At 47.4% G+C, this 17,781-nt stretch carries 17 protein-coding genes; 14 read left to right on the top strand and 3 right to left on the bottom strand.

Going from position 1 to position 17,781, the window contains the following annotated elements:
* The first annotated feature begins 17 nt into the window (after window positions 1-17).
* The 5 genes from HLG76_RS04290 (at window position 18) to HLG76_RS04270 (ending at window position 5,263) form a co-directional block, all read left to right on the top strand.
* Window positions 18-407 carry an ectoine synthase gene (locus tag HLG76_RS04290; RefSeq protein ID WP_021024031.1) on the top strand — a complete coding sequence of 130 codons (390 nt, stop codon included), beginning with the start codon at window positions 18-20 and terminating at the stop codon, window positions 405-407.
* 76 nt (window positions 408-483) lie between these two features.
* Window positions 484-1,911, top strand: a complete 1,428-nt coding sequence (locus HLG76_RS04285) for an aspartate kinase (protein WP_077576706.1) — start codon at window positions 484-486, stop codon at window positions 1,909-1,911.
* 182 nt (window positions 1,912-2,093) lie between these two features.
* On the top strand, window positions 2,094-2,729 hold the full coding sequence (locus HLG76_RS04280; RefSeq protein ID WP_021024029.1) for a LysE family translocator: 636 nt from the start codon (window positions 2,094-2,096) through the stop codon (window positions 2,727-2,729).
* 118 nt (window positions 2,730-2,847) lie between these two features.
* Complete coding sequence (locus HLG76_RS04275) at window positions 2,848-4,377, top strand: bifunctional GNAT family N-acetyltransferase/carbon-nitrogen hydrolase family protein (RefSeq protein ID WP_021024028.1); 1,530 nt, start codon at window positions 2,848-2,850, stop codon at window positions 4,375-4,377.
* A gap of 166 nt (window positions 4,378-4,543) precedes the next feature.
* On the top strand, window positions 4,544-5,263 hold the full coding sequence (locus HLG76_RS04270) for a YebC/PmpR family DNA-binding transcriptional regulator (RefSeq protein ID WP_077661413.1): 720 nt from the start codon (window positions 4,544-4,546) through the stop codon (window positions 5,261-5,263).
* Window positions 5,264-5,308: 45 nt separating this feature from the next.
* Here HLG76_RS04270 and HLG76_RS04265 read toward each other — a convergent pair whose 3' ends face one another.
* Window positions 5,309-5,899 carry a TetR/AcrR family transcriptional regulator gene (locus HLG76_RS04265; RefSeq protein ID WP_158009973.1) on the bottom strand — a complete coding sequence of 197 codons (591 nt, stop codon included), beginning with the start codon at window positions 5,897-5,899 and terminating at the stop codon, window positions 5,309-5,311.
* 235 nt (window positions 5,900-6,134) lie between these two features.
* Here HLG76_RS04265 and HLG76_RS04260 point away from each other — a divergent pair, with 235 nt between their 5' ends.
* From HLG76_RS04260 to HLG76_RS04240, 5 genes are all read left to right on the top strand, one after another.
* Window positions 6,135-6,869: a transporter substrate-binding domain-containing protein gene (locus HLG76_RS04260; protein WP_077461418.1), complete on the top strand. Its 735-nt coding sequence runs from the start codon at window positions 6,135-6,137 to the stop codon at window positions 6,867-6,869.
* A 145-nt stretch (window positions 6,870-7,014) separates the two neighbouring features.
* Window positions 7,015-7,515 (top strand): hypothetical protein, encoded by a 501-nt coding sequence (locus HLG76_RS04255; protein WP_025744358.1) that lies wholly within the window; start codon window positions 7,015-7,017, stop codon window positions 7,513-7,515.
* 94 nt (window positions 7,516-7,609) lie between these two features.
* Window positions 7,610-8,461, top strand: a complete 852-nt coding sequence (locus tag HLG76_RS04250) for a lipase (protein ID WP_175993131.1) — start codon at window positions 7,610-7,612, stop codon at window positions 8,459-8,461.
* 193 nt (window positions 8,462-8,654) lie between these two features.
* Window positions 8,655-10,526 (top strand): PhoX family phosphatase, encoded by a 1,872-nt coding sequence (locus HLG76_RS04245; RefSeq protein WP_175993130.1) that lies wholly within the window; start codon window positions 8,655-8,657, stop codon window positions 10,524-10,526.
* 218 nt (window positions 10,527-10,744) lie between these two features.
* A complete protein-coding gene (locus HLG76_RS04240; protein WP_175993129.1) occupies window positions 10,745-11,668 on the top strand; it encodes a mechanosensitive ion channel family protein in 924 nt (307 codons plus the stop codon).
* 101 nt (window positions 11,669-11,769) lie between these two features.
* Here the strand turns inward: HLG76_RS04240 and HLG76_RS04235 are convergent, their stop codons facing one another.
* A complete protein-coding gene (locus tag HLG76_RS04235; RefSeq protein WP_077576711.1) occupies window positions 11,770-13,110 on the bottom strand; it encodes a magnesium transporter in 1,341 nt (446 codons plus the stop codon).
* Window positions 13,111-13,321: 211 nt separating this feature from the next.
* On the opposite strand from HLG76_RS04235, the gene HLG76_RS04230 reads away from it, so the two are divergent.
* The 4 genes from HLG76_RS04230 (at window position 13,322) to msrB (ending at window position 16,287) form a co-directional block, all read left to right on the top strand.
* On the top strand, window positions 13,322-13,762 hold the full coding sequence (locus HLG76_RS04230) for an ATP-dependent zinc protease (RefSeq protein ID WP_217706483.1): 441 nt from the start codon (window positions 13,322-13,324) through the stop codon (window positions 13,760-13,762).
* 15 nt (window positions 13,763-13,777) lie between these two features.
* A complete protein-coding gene (gene rimK, locus HLG76_RS04225) occupies window positions 13,778-14,683 on the top strand; it encodes a 30S ribosomal protein S6--L-glutamate ligase (protein WP_025744775.1) in 906 nt (301 codons plus the stop codon).
* Window positions 14,670-15,737: a succinylglutamate desuccinylase/aspartoacylase family protein gene (locus HLG76_RS04220; protein ID WP_077576712.1), complete on the top strand. Its 1,068-nt coding sequence runs from the start codon at window positions 14,670-14,672 to the stop codon at window positions 15,735-15,737. Before rimK ends, HLG76_RS04220 begins: the two co-directional genes overlap by 14 nt.
* Window positions 15,738-15,843: 106 nt before the next feature.
* Window positions 15,844-16,287: a peptide-methionine (R)-S-oxide reductase MsrB gene (gene msrB / locus HLG76_RS04215; protein WP_175993127.1), complete on the top strand. Its 444-nt coding sequence runs from the start codon at window positions 15,844-15,846 to the stop codon at window positions 16,285-16,287.
* 34 nt (window positions 16,288-16,321) lie between these two features.
* Here msrB and HLG76_RS04210 read toward each other — a convergent pair whose 3' ends face one another.
* Window positions 16,322-17,710: a lyase family protein gene (locus HLG76_RS04210; protein WP_175993126.1), complete on the bottom strand. Its 1,389-nt coding sequence runs from the start codon at window positions 17,708-17,710 to the stop codon at window positions 16,322-16,324.
* Window positions 17,711-17,781: the final 71 nt, after the last annotated feature.

Here is a 17,781-nt window from a genome sequence, read left to right as displayed (position 1 = left end):
AATAATAAGGAACAATCATGATTGTCCGCACATTAGAAGAATGTCAAAACAGTGATCGCCGCGTGGTCGCAGAAAATTGGGAAAGCGTACGCATGTTGCTACGTGATGATAACATGGGATTTTCATTCCATATCACCACCATTTATGCGAACACAGACACGCATATCCATTATCAAAATCATCTAGAATCAGTCTATTGCATGTCTGGTGAGGGTGAGATTGAAACGACTGACGATGGCAAGGTTTATCCAATCAAGCCCGGCACGCTGTATATTCTAGATAAACATGACGAGCACCAGCTACGCGCAAATAAAGGTGTTGATATGGTCATGGCCTGTGTGTTCAACCCGCCCATCACAGGGAAAGAGACACACGATGAAAACGGTGTTTATCCATTAGTCGATTAACCGTCAAGGGGCAGCGGGATGCTGCCCCTGTAAACCCAATCGACCTTTTTGTTCATAAAGCCCACAAGGAGCTCACATGAATCATACCGTTGAAAAGATCGGCGGTACGTCGATGTCAGCCTATGACGCTGTCATGGATAACATCTTTTTGTACCCGTCAAACCCATATAACCGAATTTTTGTTGTTTCTGCTTACGCTGGCATCACGGATGCATTGCTGGAGTGTAAGCGTTCGGGTAAACCAGGCATTTATCGCTTACTCGCCGCGAACAATCCAAAATGGCGTGATGCGATGGATGAGCTAGAACAGCGTATGTTATTGATTAATAGTAACATGTTCCCTGACCCTGTTTTTCGTGAGCGCGCCGATAATTTTATTCGCCAGCGAATGGAAAAAGCGCATAGCTGTATCGAAGGCATACTCGAAACCTGTAACTATGGGCAGTTTTCTCTGGAAAGCTATTTGCCGCAAGTCCGTGAGTTCCTGTCGTCAATTGGTGAAGCACATAGTGCACACAACTCGACGCTGCTCCTTGAAAGTGTTGGCATCAACTCACGATTTGTCGACCTGTCTGGCTGGGACAATCCGGATGAAGGTAAAGGAGATCTCAATACAGTCATCGCCAATGCGATGGACGACATTGATTTCAGCAATGAGCTGCCCATCGTTACCGGCTACGTCTACTGTGATGAAGGTCTGATGAAGACCTACGACCGCGGCTACAGTGAAATGACCTTTAGCCGAATTGCAGTGCTGACCAAGGCAAGCAGTGCCGTGATTCATAAAGAATACCATTTGAGCAGTGCAGACCCCCGCATTGTCGGTCCAGAACGTGTACAGCCAATGGGCCTCAGCAACTACGATGTGGCTGACCAACTGGCAAACCTTGGTATGGAAGCGATTCATCCTAACGCAGCCTCTGGCATGCGCGCTGTAGGCATTGAGTTGATCGTTAAAAATACCTTTGAACCTGAGCATGCTGGTACGGTGATCTCTCACAAATACCGTCCAAAGGACAATGAGATCGAAATCATTGCTGGCCGTGACAAAGTGCTTGCGCTACACATTTTTGACCAATCAATGGTCGGACATTGTGATCAAGTCAGTTACGACGTGATGGAAATCATTCGTGAAGAGAACGTTCAGCTAATCAGTAAAGAGATGAACGCTAACTCCATTACTTACTACTTAGATGGTAAGACCGCGAGCCAAGATAAGGTCATCAATCGGGTTGAAAAGCTATATCCAAAAGCGAAGATTACCGGTGAAATGGTCGCACTGATTTCTGTTATCGGCAGCCGTATCGACTCAAACCAAACAATGAGTAAAGGGATGCTTGCGCTACTTGATGCGGAGATCAACCCTAAAGCGGCTCACTCTTCAATGCGCGATGTGGATGTGCAATACGTTGTCCTTGATAAGTATTACCATGCCGCTATCTGTGCATTACACGCTTGCTTTATTGAAAAGCCCGCACCAAAACCGACAGTGCGTGCTGCATAACCTAGCAGCAACACATTGTGAGTTTGAAAATGCCTCCAACCTGGGGGCATTTTTATGCGTATTTTTCGCGTAGTTGACCAAGCTTATCCTTATAAACCACCAGCCTAATGTTTAATCATCATTGATAATGCCTAGATAGAAGGTAAAATGCCGCACTTTATTTGGTTAAGTGTTCTTCGTTTATGATCGACCCTAATTTGCTTCCTGTTTACTTAACAGCCGTTGCCGCGTTGTTATTCGTCCCCGGGCCAGATATGTTATTAATTATTAGCGCGAGTCTTAGCTATGGTCGACGGGTCGGTGTTGCCGCGAGTTTAGGCAACGCTACCTCTGGACTGATTCTTACCGTATTAGCAGCCACTGGCGTTTCAGCCGTGATTGCAATGTCCCCGATTGCGTTAACGGTTCTCCAGTATGTTGGTGCAGCGTATCTACTCAAAATGAGTATTGATACGTGGAGAGCATCACCTGCTGAAAGCGAAGCGGTACAGTATCAACAAAAAATGGGGCGCTATCTCTATAAGCGTGCCGTGATGACGAACCTGCTCAACCCTAAAGCGTTACTCTTTTTTGTTTTATTCTTGCCGCAGTTTATCTCACAGCAGATACAAGCATCATCGAGCACTCAGCTATTAACGCTCGGCCTTCTACTTAATGCACTCGGCCTTGCGTTTAATATCATACTGGTCGCGATCGTAGGTAAACTTGGCAAGCAGATGCTAACCAACACCCACATTCAAAGCTATCAACACAAAATTATGGCCATCGTCTTTGCATTATTGGCTATTTGGCTTTTTACTCAGCAGTTATCTGTATAGCGAGCTCCGCAGCGAAGCGGTAAGCCTGCAAAGATGAAAATCCAGCAATCAACAAACGTGAACTTAGACATCAAACTTTGTCATAATGGTCGCTCAGCTATCAATAGGAGAACGTGTAATGGATGAAAACACCGCCACGCTACTTAACTTGCGTGTTATAGAAGTTAGCGATTATCAACCCTTAGCAGAGTTGATGGACCTCGTCTTTCCAGATGTCGGCGGTGCTTGGCCAAAAAGCACGATCATGCAACTGGTAACGGCCTTCCCTGATGGCCAGATATGCATTGAAGATAACGGTAAAATCGTCGCCGCTGCCCTCACACTCAAAGTCTCTTACAACCGTTTTTCTCTCCCTCATACTTATAGCGATATCATTACTGACGACGGCGTAGTGTTTCATGATGCCAAAGGTGATGCGCTTTACGGGTTAGATGTGTTCGTGCATCCGGACTACCGCGGGCACCGCTTGGGACGTCGTCTCTATGAGGCGCGCAAAGATCTTTGCCAAGCATTAAATCTAAAGGCAATTCTAGCGGGTGGGCGCATTCCTGGTTATCACAAACATACCGATGTGTCAGTGACTGACTACATTAACAAGGTAAGACGTAAAGAGATTCACGATCCTATCCTCTCGTTTCAGCTGTCTAATGACTTTGACGTCAAACGGCTAATGAATCGTTATTTGCCCGAAGATGATAAATCCGCAGGTTACGCAACATTATTGGAGTGGGATAACTTCTTTTATGAGGAAGACGCATCATCGGTGCACGATATTGATAAAACCATTGTGCGCCTCGGGGTTGTGCAATGGCAGATGCGCCACGTGTTATCCGTTGACGACCTGCTCAACCAAGCCGAGTTTTTTGTTTCTTCTTTAGCCAATTATCAATCGGACTTTGCCCTATTCCCGGAATTTTTCTGTGCACCGTTAATGGGGCTTGCACCAGATAAACGCTCGGTGGAGGCGATACGTTTTCTTAGTGAGTTTACCCAAGCCATTAAACAACGCTTTTCTCAGCTTGCGGTGACTTACAACATCAATATTATCGCAGGGAGTATGCCAGTCCTCGAAGATGGCAAGCTCTACAATGTGTCTTACCTGATGCATCGAGACGGCAGCATTGACGAACAGTACAAAATCCATATCACGCCACATGAGCAACGAGACTGGGTGATCGATGGCGGTGATACAGTAAAAGTTATCGAAACCGACGCAGGCCGCGTTGGCATTCTTACTTGTTATGATGCGGAATTCCCAGAGTTAGGGCGGATCCTTGCCGAGCAAGGGGTACAGATTTTATTTGTTCCTTTCTGGACAGATACCAAAAATGGTTATCTTCGAGTCCGTTTGTGCGCTCAAGCTCGCGCAATTGAAAACGAATGTTATGTTGCTATTGGTGGTAGTGTCGGCAACTTGCCCCGTGTCGATAACGTTGATATTCAATATGCCCAGTCGGCGGTCTTTTCACCGTCTGATGTGTATTTCCCTCACGATGCGACACTCGCAGAGGCGAACGCAAACACGGAGATGATGATCTTCGCGGATGTTGACCTTGATAAGCTCAAAATGCTGCATGAACGAGGCTCAGTCACCAACTTGAAGCACCGCAGGCCTAAGCTCTATGCCAGTCATTTAAGCCAAGAATAAGCCAAAGCCCGGTGACTCAGGCAAGGGCCATTTAGACGCCAAGAGAGTGTGATTCGTGTCTATCGCACTGACTTTGTCCAAGGTCAGTGCATTTACTGGTGCAAAGGAACACTCTCTTGATAGAATCACCCCGTATCTGCGAAAGCGTTATTAAGAGAGATTCCCAATGGGACGAAGTTTTGAAGTTCGTAAAGCGTCAATGGCCAAAACCCAAGGCGCAAAAATTAAGGTTTACTCAAAATACGGTAAAGAGATTTACGTATGTGCTAAAAATGGTGGCTCAGATCCAGAGAGTAATCTATCACTGCGCCGCTTGATGGAAAAAGCCAAAAAGGATCAAGTGCCTGGGCATGTCATTGACAAGGCACTTGATAAAGCTAATGGCTCTGGTGGTGAGAACTATGAAGTGGCTCGGTACGAAGGATTCGGCCCTGGTAGCTGTGCGGTGATTGTTGATTGTTTAACCGACAACAACAGCCGTACCTACATGGATGTTCGCCAATGCTTTGTCAAAAATGATGCGAAAATTGGTACACCGGGCGCGGTGTCTCATATGTTTGAACATCAAGCGGTGTTTCAATTTCAAGGTACAGATGAAGAAGGCACGCTGGAAGCCCTGGTCATGGCTGATGTGGATGTCTCCGACATCGAAGCAGACGAAGGGATGATTACGGTTTTCGCGCCTCATACAGAGTTTTTCAAAGTGAAAAATGCGCTGAGCGACTTTCTTGGCGACACGCCGATTGATCTTGAGGAGATCACCTTTGTCCCTCAAATCGATACTGAGGTCAGTGGCGATGATGTTGAACGTTTTGAAAAGTTCCTCGACATGCTTAATGATTGCGACGACGTACAAAACGTCTATCACAACGCTGAGCTAGTATAGTTCCGAGCTTGACACACTAGAGCGCCTCACCTCAGAGATGGCGCTCTACTTTTCATCAAGTTGGGTTAATAACATTTGTGAGAACAACGCCCAACTCTGACGAAACCGATCCTCGCCTTGCGATAAATAGCTTTGTAAGCCCGCCCCGAGAAAGAAAGCGTCCACTACCCGAATTGCCGTATCTATCTGATACTGCGGAATCTTCCCTTGATAAAAGTACTCAATTGCTCGGGTATATTCGGTTAAGCCGTGCTGAGAAAAACGTTGTATTGCCGCACGAAATTGCCCATCAAATAATGCTTGAGTCGTGAAGCTATACATCGCCTTCATCGCATAAGGCTCGCATTGCATGGTCAGGTATAAGGTATCGCCTGTCACCGCTAAATAACTTTCAAAGTCTTCGAAATTAGCCGGCTCAGCCACGGCTAAAAACATCGAAATGAGCTCATCCACAGCCGCATACTTTACTGCATCAAGATTATCAAAGTGATGATAGAGCGCGCCTTTGCTGATCCCCGCTTTTTTACCCAACTTTGTTGCTGTGAGTGCCGCAAGCCCTTCATTACCAACGATTTCCAATGTGGTTGAAAGAATATGTTGCCGCATCGCCCGCGACGCAATTTCATGCTTATTCATCGTTATTTGATCAAATTTGAAAGTCCAAGTGAAAAAATAAAACATACCGAATGTTCATTCAAATATTTACGCGCAAAATGTGACCGATAACCGAATGATTTATCGACAGCTATGCGTGCCAAAAAAGGATAAGTGAAAGTCGATGTTGTAAAATAACAGCCGAGCACGCAAAGACAGGTGCGGTCTCTGTGTCTACAATAACAAGAGGAAAATCAACGAAAGTCGGATAGGAACGATGAAAAGATTATGGGCTTTATTACTGATTATGAGTGTCTCGGTATCCGTGAATGCCAAAACGACTTATGTAGTAGGCGTACAGAGCTTTTCTCAGTATTATCCCTTTTCAGCATATTCTAATCGCAGTTATTCAGGGTTTAATCGCGAGTTACTCGATATGTTCGCCAACACGCATCACTATCGATTTGTGTACAAAGCTTTACCACTCACAAGCCTTCCTTCCCGTTTTGTCGATGGTGTCGTTGATCTTAAATATCCAGATAGTCCCGATTGGGATCGCGACATCAAAAAAGGCGTCAATGTCATTTATAGTGAGCCTGTGGTTGATTATATCGACGGCGTCATGGTTATCGACCAAAACTATGGCCAACCTATTGACCAATTACAGCGACTAGGAACCGTCGTAGGCTTTACCCCTGAACTTTATCAATCACGTATCCGTTCGGGCCAAACACGCTTAAATGAGAGCTACAAATATGATTCTTTGATGATGAAGCTTGTCAGCGGTCGTATTGATGGCGGCTATGCCAATATCGCTGTTGCACAGTTTTATCTTGACCAAATGGGCTTTAAAAAAGGATCGGTACGCTTTGATGATACCTTGCCCCATGAAAAAGGGACTCGACGGCTTTCCACCATCCATCATCCCAAGCTCATCGACGAATTCAATCAGTTTCTATCCGATAAGCAAGAGGCGATATCTGCACTAAAAGCGCGCTATGGCATAGAGTAAGTGAGAATTATCAGAGCAACGCTGTCAACGCCTTCCTTTGAGGGAGCGAATCAGTTAATGCTTTAATTCAGTATACGATATTGTATACTCGAGCCGCCCATTCAGGCAGGATAAGTGTGTTGTGCCAATATAGTGAAGAGTACTCTTGAATAATCAGCTTATCAGTTTGGATTTATTTTACGCGATAGAGCATCTGATGCCCGGTAAGCGCACGGCGGCATTGTTTCGTCGCTCGATCAAACATCTCCCTGTCACGACCTTGTCTCTCCCTCACTATGATTCTGCAGCCGGACTTCAGCTCGCGCTCTTTCGCCACTGTCGAAACTATGTCGCGTTTACGCAAGGCAAACCTATCTCACCCGATTTTGACTTTTCTGGTACCGCTGAACAGATCCTAGCGGCAGAGTCGGTAATGAAGGCATTTATTCGCGGCGCCTATTGGTGGGTTGAGTATCATATGGGGCTATATCGTGAAGACTGGAGTCAAGAGCAGACGCAACGTTGGTTAAGAGATTTACGGCTGTTGGTACAAGTTATTATTGGGATTGGTAATTGCACGAATGCTGCCTTTTTAATCACCCACCGCGGCCCGATTCAAGCGCTCACTTATGATACGCATTTAGAACCCTTCCTAAACAATTATTAGCGCGGTGATTGAGCGCGCTATTCATTGACCGTTTCGCTGTTTCGTCATGTTTTTTCGGTAGCCTGAGTCCAATACTCATGAAATAGGCTCTTGTATGAAGCGATTAAAACGCTATCAATATGAGCGATACGCCATACTCTGTCGTGCCTCTTACCCTACCTATTTTGATCACACCCAGTATGGATTCAGTCTCCATGGCCGGCGTGATATTTATGACCGATGGGGACGATGTATTATCCGGGTGCTGTGGCGGGAAAACGATGACGCGGTCGTGGTCTTTCGTGGTTCGCAAACCGCCTGGGATTGGTTGGTCAACTGTGCGTGCACGCCTAAAACGATCACTATCGATGGTAAGAAGTGTCACGTCCATTGGGGGTTTCACTATCTTCTCACACAAAAAAGTTTGTCATGGCAACCGCACAAACGCCAATACCGACACATGACAGACAGCCAATTTGCGGATATTGCCCAAGCGGCCGATCACACCGTGCTTGAAGGAGAGACAGTACTCACTAAATTAATCTCTGCGTTAACCCCTTTTTTACACGCAGGTAAACATATTTCTTTTATCGGCCATTCTTCAGGGGGCGCCATGGCGATTATCGCTGCAGCAAAGCTAAATCATCAATTTGGCGGGGCAATCAAGCGCATCGTGACGTTTGGACAGCCGGCTGCCGGAATGTGGCGTTTTAAGCAATTATACCCTTTCTCAACACGTACCTATCGTATCTGTTGTGATGTCGATATGGTCACATTCTTACCTGCCATTCCCTTCGTGTACTGGCATGTAGGACGATTACTTTGGTTACACGAGAATAAAATTTATACCAATACACCCTCTTTATTCCGAATCTTGCGCGTCCTCTATAGTTGGTTAACGCGCCCGATTGCCTACCATTACATGGATAAATATATCCGGCGCAAGGATTACTTTGACCAGCACTAGCCCTCACATCAGTCAGGCGGTGAAGTGTAAACTATGTTGAAGCGTGATCCTGTGCGCACGGATCCCGGCTGACTCGAGAAGTTAACCAATGATTCATGAGGTTTTAACAGTGGCTCACCATGCTCGCAGACGCGCCCACAATTTATGATGGGTCAGTATAACTATTTAATCACGATCAGAAAGGAACCATGCCGTGAGCAAGCATATTGATCAACGTCCATTAGATACAGAGCCTGACTTCAACCGCTTTATTGATGCAGCATTAAGTCGTCGCCGTTTTTTACAAGGCACCGGAGCGGCCAGTGCTGTCGCTTTTTTTGCTGCCAATCCAGTTGCGAAAGCAGTAGCAGATACAATGAGCCAAAGTGAACTGCTCGGCTTTGAGGCGATCCCAACATCAACAACTGATACAGTGAACGTACCTTCAGGATATAAAGCTGACGTACTGGTCTCTTGGGGCGATCCTCTTTTCGCTAACGCACCTGCTTTTTCCCAACAAAATGGCGCCGATGCCCAAGCACTCCAATTTGGTGATAATAATGATGGCATGACGTTTTTTCCTCTAGCCAGTGATCGTGCTTTATTAGCGGTAAATAATGAATACATCAATGATGAATATTTATTTGAGCACGGCGGTAAAAATATTTCGGCCGATGATGCACGTAAGTCACAAGCGGCGCATGGCGTCTCTTTGGTTGAGTTGAAAAAAATGGATGGCCGCTGGCACGTCAACCAAGAGGGCCGCTTGAATCGTCGTATTACGGCCTACACTGAAATGGCCATGACGGGCCCCGCAGCCGGGCATTCGTTACTCAAAACCGCCGCCGATCCTTCAGGAAAAAAGATCCTGGGCACCTTTAACAATTGCGCTAATGGCGAAACACCCTGGGGCACGTACCTGACTTGCGAAGAGAACTTTAACGGCTATTTTGCCAGCGCAAAAAACGTTACCTTGGGCAAAACGTATCAGCGCTACGGTATCAGCGATTCTGATTGGGGCTATGATTGGTACAAACATGACGAACGCTTCGATGTGGCTAAACATCCCAACGAGCCACATCGCTTTGGTTGGGTGGTTGAAATTGATCCTATGGATCCGAACTCAACGCCGAAAAAGCGCAGTGCACTAGGGCGCTTTAAACACGAGAATGCCGCACTCACTGTTAATGACGATGGTCATGTTGTGGTTTACATGGGTGACGACGAGCGTGGCGAACACCTTTATAAGTTTGTCTCTGAGGGAAAATACGATCCGAGTAAAGGTAGCGCTAATCGTGATTTGCTCGAAAATGGCACCTTGTATGTCGCCAAATTTACTGGCAGCGACGACGAGCTAAACGGCCAAGGTGAATGGTTAGCGCTGACCTTTGGCAAAAACGGTCTCACGCCAGAAAACGGCTTTCCTGATGAGGCCAGCGTGCTCATTTTTGCCCGAGAAGCAGCAACACAAGTGGGGGCCACTACCATGGACCGCCCAGAATGGGTGGCCGTGCATGCCGACAAAAAACACGTTTTCTGCACGTTAACCAATAATAAGTACCGCGGCGTCAAAGACAATCAACCCCTCAATGCCGCTAACCCCCGCACAGAAAATCCTTATGGCCATATTATTCGTTGGGCTCCTACCCAAGGCGATCATACCCGTGACACCTTTGAGTGGGATATTTTTGTGATGGCAGGCCATCCTGAAAAGCAATCTGGCTTAATGGCAGGCACAGACAACATCAACAAAGACAATATGTTTAACAGCCCGGATGGCATCGGCTTTGATCGCGCCGGACGTCTTTGGATCCAAACCGACGGCAATTATTCCAACGAAGGCGATTTTGCCGGCATGGGCAATAACCAAATGTTATGCGCGGATACTCAAACAGGCGAAATTCGTCGCTTCCTCACGGGGCCTACCTCATGTGAGATCACAGGGCTGACGTTTACCCCTGATTCACGCACTATGCTTGTCGGCGTCCAACACCCTGGTGCTCACTTTCCTGCTGGTGGTAACGCTATACCGCGCTCTTCGGTCATCATGATCACCAAAGAAGACGGCGGAGTCATTGGCAGTTAAGCCGTTTAACTCACGAATTGCCGTCAAAGCCCTTGTTTTTATGAGGGCTTTTATATGTCCTTCAAACCACCACACCCGACGCTCAAACACGCACGATCCATAAGCTTATATCTTGGTGACGGATATCGGAATGAACACTATTTGCAAAGTATGCGTTTTATTTTTGTTCACTTGGGGGCAGAATAGCGCCATCACTCGGGTAGGCGTTAACGGAAACCATGGAGATAGATTTGTTGTCTGAGTTAAGCAATATTGTCCAACTACTGTTAGAAAACAAGTTATTAACCACCGTCGGAGTGGTTGTCGCAGTCAGTCTCGTTCGCCGACTGATCCTACGCCACATTCGTGGTGACAGTAATTTTCTTAGCGAAGATCAGCGTAAATGGATGTCTCGCACGAAAAACGGGGCGTTTACTACCCTGTTACTCTTTCTATTCCTGTTTTGGAACACCGAAATCAATGAATTTGCGTTATCATTGACCGCCATCGCCGTTGCTGTTGTCGTCGCCTCAAAAGAGATCATTTTATGTTTCACCGGTTCAATTCAACGCGCGAGCTCTCGCTCGTTTCGTATTGGCGATTGGATTGAAGTCGGTAATACACGCGGTGAAGTGATCGAACACAATTTAATGGCGACGAAAATTCAAGAAATTGATACCCATAATGGCCATTATTGCTATACCGGAAAAACCGCGACCCTCCCAAATAGCTTGTTCTTTGCCACCACGGTGAAAAATCTTAACTTTATGAAGCGGTATGTGTATCACCATTTTCATCTGGTGATCCGCGGCGATATTAATTTATATCCGCATATTCCCGCGTTATTGGCACGTATTGACGATCATAGTGAAGATTTTATGGATATCGCTCGGCGATACAATCATGTGATAGAGCGTCATGCGGGCGTCGATTTACCCGGCCCTGAGCCACATTTATATTTATCGCACACCGAAACAGGCGAACAGCTTGTTCACGTTCGACTCTTTTGCCCAACAGAGCGCGCAGCGGAACTGGAGCAGCTGATCCGTGAAGATATTATGACATTATATTGCGAGAAGCTGCTTCCCATCGCAGACGGTAAACAACTGGAAGCGGAAGAGCCACAGACAACAGATACCTCTGTGCCGTTGGCCAACGCGTAACAACTAGAAGCGCTCATTCCCCTCATGAGCGCTTTTTTGATCGAAAGCACTTTTTTCGAAAGATTTTGGGGTCGAAAAAAGCAAATTATCGTCGAAAAAAATTATAGCAGAAACAGTGTCCCTAAACCCAAAAAGGCGACAAAGCCGACAATGTCCGTCACAGTGGTTAAGATCACTGAGCCGGAGAGTGCTGGGTCAATTTTCAGTTTATTTAATAGCACTGGAATAAATATTCCTGCCAAGGCGGCACTGATAATATTAGCGACTATTGCACTCCCAATCACCGCACCTAAGCCCCAACTATCAAACCAATATCCTGCAATAACACCAATCACCACAGCCCATAAAATCCCATTAAATAAGCCGACTTTAAACTCTTTCGTAAGCAGGGGTTTTAAGTTGGACTTAGAAATTTGTCCAAGTGCTAAACCACGTACGATCAAGGTGAGCGTTTGGCTGCCGGCAATTCCTCCCATGGATGCAACAACCGGCATTAATACCGCGAGCGCCACCACTTGTTGTAGCGTAGCTTCAAACAAACCGATAAACCAGGAGGCGAGAAAGGCCGTCATTAAGTTGATACCCAGCCATAGTGCGCGATTTCGAGCACTTTTCATCACCGGCGAGAATAAGTCCTCGTCTTCATCTAGACCCGCAGAGGCCATAATTTGCGCTTCGGCACGCTCGGCCTGCATCTCATAGGCGGTGCCCAAATCGAAACGACCAATCAAGAGCCCACCCTCGTCGAGTACGGGTAAGGCAATCTCTTCACTGTTTGCCACTTTGTCAGCACTGGCGTAGATGTCATCGCGCGCATTCAAGCTGGGAAATTGGTCTCGAACCAGCTCGCTAATTTTTAATCGTCCATCCGCGCCAAATAACTGGTGGATTGGCACCGCACCCACCCAAAAGCCTCGACTATCGACCACAAATACGTGATCACAATACTTTGGCATGACACGCCGCAACCATCGTAATACCACGTTAATTTTCGTTTTTGCAGGAACGACCAAAGGCTGATGATCACACCAATGCCCAACCTGATTATCTGCATACTGCTGGGCGGAGGCATAACGTTGCTTTTGCTCTGAATCCATCCGACCTAGCGCTTCTTCCAGTAATGGCTCGGTCAGCACATCTTGCAGCTCAAGTAAGGTATCAGCATCCAAGTCGGCGAATAGTGCATGCAACTGATCATCATCCACCGCACGGATAATCGCTTCACTGGCATCATCTCGCATTTCAGCCAGCACAGGCAGCTGCAATGACGATGACAGTTGTTCCCAGAACCCCACACGATCGGTCAACGGTAAGGCTTCTAACAATAACGCAAGGCTATCTAAACTATGTGCCTGCTCAATATCTTGCACGACATCAAGCGAACCTTGATCGACTTTTGACAGCAGATCATCAATCACTTCTTGTCTCTCACTGGTTTGCATGGTATTTCCTTCATAACGAAACCATGGGCGGAAAACGCATTGGCTAGGCCCGATGAGGATCATCCGTCGCCCACAAAATGCCATGACATCGCCGCAATTGGTATGCGATGGTTATCACATATCATCGCTGATTTTTCTGATTCTTACCACGCATAATCATTATCGCTTCTATGGTGAGACAAGGGCTAAATAACAACGAGTAATGATGACAATGCCTGTAAAATCGAACGATAAAGTCTGTGTCGGTTGGCGCGAATGGGTGAGCCTTCCTGAGCTCGATATAGCCCGCATCAAAGCGAAAATCGATACGGGTGCACGCACCTCCTGTTTACACACGTTTAAAATTGAAGAGTTCGAGAAAAGCGGCCAGGCGTGGGTAAGATTCTGGGTCCATCCAAACCAAGGCGATGACGAAACCGCCGTTCAAGCCGAAGCACCGGTTCTCGCACGACGCCTCGTACGTGATTCCGGAGGACACGAGCAACTACGATATGTGATACAAACAACGATAAAAGCGAGAACCTTGTGTTATCCCATCGAAATGACACTCACCGCACGCGATAACATGCGATTTCGTATGTTACTGGGACGCACCGCAATGGCAGGTAAGATCATTGTCGATCCCATGTCTTCATTCCTCCTCGGTAAATAAGGAGCCCCAAGCGCAATGAAAATCGGTATTCTTTCGCGTAACAAAAATCTTTACTCTACGCGCCGCCTCATCGAAGCCTGCGAACAACGTGGCCATGATTACAAGATCATCGACGCATTACGCTGCTATATGAGTATCAACTCAACCCAACCGTCTATTCATTTGGCAGGGGAAGATCTCGGTGGGTTCGATGCGATTATTCCACGGATTGGCGCGTCCGTTACCTACTATGGCTGTGCTGTCTTACGCCAGTTTGAAATGATGGGTGTCTTTCCGATGAACGAGTCTGTCGCCATCACACGTTCGCGGGATAAGCTGCGTTCTATGCAGCTGCTATCACGCAAAGGCATCGGTATGCCGCACACTGGTTTTGCCAGTAAACCGGGTGATATTGCCGATTTGCTGACGATGGTCGGAGGCACGCCAGTGGTGGTGAAACTGCTTGAGGGAACCCAAGGTATTGGCGTTGTGCTCGCCGAGACCAAAAAAGCCGCAGAAAGTGTGATCGAAGCATTTATGGGCCTTAAAGCCGATATCTTAGTGCAAGAATATATTCGAGAATCAAGCGGTGCTGATATTCGCTGCTTTGTTATCGGCGATAAGGTGATTGCGTCGATGAAACGCCAAGCACAACCTGGCGAGTTTCGATCGAATCTTCATCGTGGCGGGACCGCGACCCTCGTTCGGATCACACCTACAGAGCGCAGAACCGCAGTGGCGGCAGCCAAAGCCATGGGACTGAATGTCGCGGGCGTCGATCTGTTACGTTCAGAACGTGGCCCGTTGGTCATGGAAGTCAATTCATCACCAGGTTTAGAAGGCATCGAGCGCGCAACAGGAAAAGATGTTGCCGGACTAGTGATTGATTATATAGAAAAAAATGCCAAACCTCAGAGGACACGCACACGTGGGAAGGGCTAAACAAAGCGACGCCATCGAGATCGGTGGACAACATATTCAAGCCGGTCAGCGAGCAAGTCTCGAACTTGAAATTGCCCGTTTGTATACACATTCACCGCTTAACGTCAGTGTTGAAGTACTGCATGGTAAGTTAAATGGCCCTGTGCTGCTTGTTTGTGCCGCCATCCACGGAGATGAGCTCAACGGCATTGAAGTGGTTCGTCAAGTCATGGCCAAAATCGATCCGAAAAAGTTACATGGCACCTTAATCGCGATTCCTGTTGTGAATGTGTTTGGGTTTATTCACAAATCACGGTATCTCCCTGACCGCCGAGATTTAAATCGCTCATTCCCCGGCTCAGAGCGAGGATCAATAGCGGGAAGAATGGCGTATCAGCTCTTTGAGCAAGTGATTCGCCAATGTAGCCATGTTATCGATTTACATACCGCGGCCATTCATCGCACCAACCTGCCTCAGATTAGAGCCAATCTGGAGAATCAAGAGGCGGCGGCGATGGCAACCGCATTTGGCGCGCCTGTGGTGGTCGATGCCGCATTGCGTGAAGGATCGCTACGCGCCGAAGCTGAGCGTATTGATATTCCCGTGATCACCTATGAAGCCGGTGAGGCGCTTCGTTTTGAGCCTTATGCAATTAATGCCGGTGTACGAGGGGTGATTCGTGTGATGCGCTACCTTGGCATGTTACGCCAAACACGTCGAAAAACGCCTTATCAGCCCGTCACAGCCCGATCAACAAAATGGGTGCGTGCAGAAGCTGATGGTTTATTGAGAAGTCACGTGGCGCTCGGACAAAGTGTCAACCGCGATCAAGTCATTGGCATTATCAGTGATCCTGCAGGCACAACAGAAACCGAAATCAAAGCCCAGCAAAGTGGTATCGTCATTGGTCAGCATACCCTCCCTGTAGTGAATGAAGGGGATGCGATTTTCCATATTGCGTTCTTCTCACAGCCCGATGACTTGATTGAGCAACATATGGAAGATTATCGCGATCAAGTGAAAGATGATCTCGATGATGAAATAAAATGGGGGATTGGCACCCTATCAAGTTGATCCCAGCAGTAAAAAGCAACCGTACTACTTGCATCGATCACCAGGATTCATAACACTAGACGCCTGTAGCACGGACTCCTGTCCGGTCAACAAGAGGAATAACATCATGCTGACATGGCAAGACATCGTCGCTCGAAGTGAAAACGGCAATCTCACACCGCTGTCGCGAGTCGAAAAAACCGAACAAGAGTGGCAAGCACAACTCAGTGATGACGCTTTCCGAGTGACACGCCAAAAGGGCACAGAACGCGCGTTTAGCTCGGGCATGTGTACCCTATTTGAGCCAGGCCTCTACGGCTGCGTGTGCTGCGGCACCTTGCTGTTTGATGCCGGCGAAAAGTTCGATTCAGGCACAGGTTGGCCCTCGTTTACCCAGCCAGCGCAAGACAATGCCATTGCCTATCACAAAGATACAACCCATGGCATGACGCGTATTGAAACCACCTGTGCCAGCTGTGATGCTCACCTGGGTCACGTCTTCCCAGATGGTCCCGAGCCATCTGGCTTACGTTTTTGTATGAATGCCATTGCACTTAAAAAAATGGATTAATGCTTTAAAGGGCGAGTCTGCCTCGCCCCGTATTTTACTCAGCAATACCGCCTTGTGTCAGTTTGGTTGGATCAAGCAACTCAGCCAGCTTTTCTCGGCCTAGGTCAGTTTCTTCTTCGGCAACATCCAAAATAGGGCGGCCTTGTTGATACGCTTTTTTCGCGATGTCAGCCGCTTTCAAGTATCCAACCACAGGATTAAGCGCCGTCACTAAAATCGGATTGCGAGACAGTGCAGCTTGCAAATTGTCCTCTCTGACCTTAAAACTACGAATGGCTTTATCTGCCAGCAGTCGGCTAGAGCCTGCGAGTAAATGAATACTTTGCAGTAAGTTTGAGGCAATCACAGGTAACATCACATTCAATTCAAAATTACCCGACTGACCGGCTACAGTGACAGTGGTGTCGTTGCCCATGACTTGTGCCGCGACCATAGCAGCGGATTCTGGAATAACAGGATTCACTTTCCCCGGCATAATAGACGATCCCGGCTGTAACCCCTCTAGCTCAATTTCTCCTAACCCGGCAAGTGGGCCCGAGTTCATCCAACGTAAATCGTTACTCAGTTTCATGGTTGCCACTGCGGTGGTCTTTAACTGACCATGCAGTGCCACCAGCGCATCCTGACTACCAATGGCGAAAAAGGGATTCTCGCTCGCCGTGAATGAGGAGTGGCTACACGCACAGATTGCTTTGGCAAAACGCTCGGCAAATAATGGATGAGCATTGATTCCCGTCCCTACTGCCGTGCCACCCTGTGCCAGTGCGCGTACCGATGATAGGCTTTGGGTAATTTGTACCATCGCATGTTCTATTTGCTGCGACCAAGCCTCCAGCTCCTGTCCAAGCGTCACAGGCATCGCATCCATCAAATGGGTACGACCCGTTTTCACGATATGGCCGACTTTGCTTTTCTTTTCCTGTAACGCGTCACGTAAATGCACTAACGCGGGAAGTAAGGCTTTTTCACAGCCCAAAGTAGCACTGATCTGAATAGCCGTAGGAATAGAGTCGTTACTGCTTTGGCTCATATTGACATGATCGTTGGGGCTGACCGTTTCACCACATTTTTCAGAGGCCAAGGTTGCCAGCACTTCATTCATATTCATGTTTGAGCTAGTGCCTGAGCCGGTCTGAAATACATCCACCGGAAACTGCGCTAAATGCTCACCATCCATGATGGCTTCGGCACTTTGGCGAATCGCGTGGGCGATGTTGCCATCCAGTAAGCCTAGTTCTTCGTTAGCCGTTGCCGCTGCATGTTTCACCATGGCTAATGCGCGAATAAAATCCGCTGGCATGGTCAGTTCGCTGACCGAGAAATTGTTTACCGCTCGTTGGGTCTGCGCTTGATACAAGGCATCCGCCGGCACCTCAACATCGCCCATACTGTCTTTTTCGATACGAGTTTTTGTCATGGTCATATCCTTTTGTTTCACTATACTTTTCCGATAATAGTTATCATTAACATATTAGCCACGGTTATTGAAACGTA

This window comes from Salinivibrio sp. EAGSL (assembly GCF_013366455.1).
Taxonomy (GTDB): domain Bacteria; phylum Pseudomonadota; class Gammaproteobacteria; order Enterobacterales; family Vibrionaceae; genus Salinivibrio; species Salinivibrio costicola.
The sequence above is the reverse complement of the archived record's forward strand: the minus strand, read 5'-3'. Positions and strand labels throughout refer to the sequence as shown.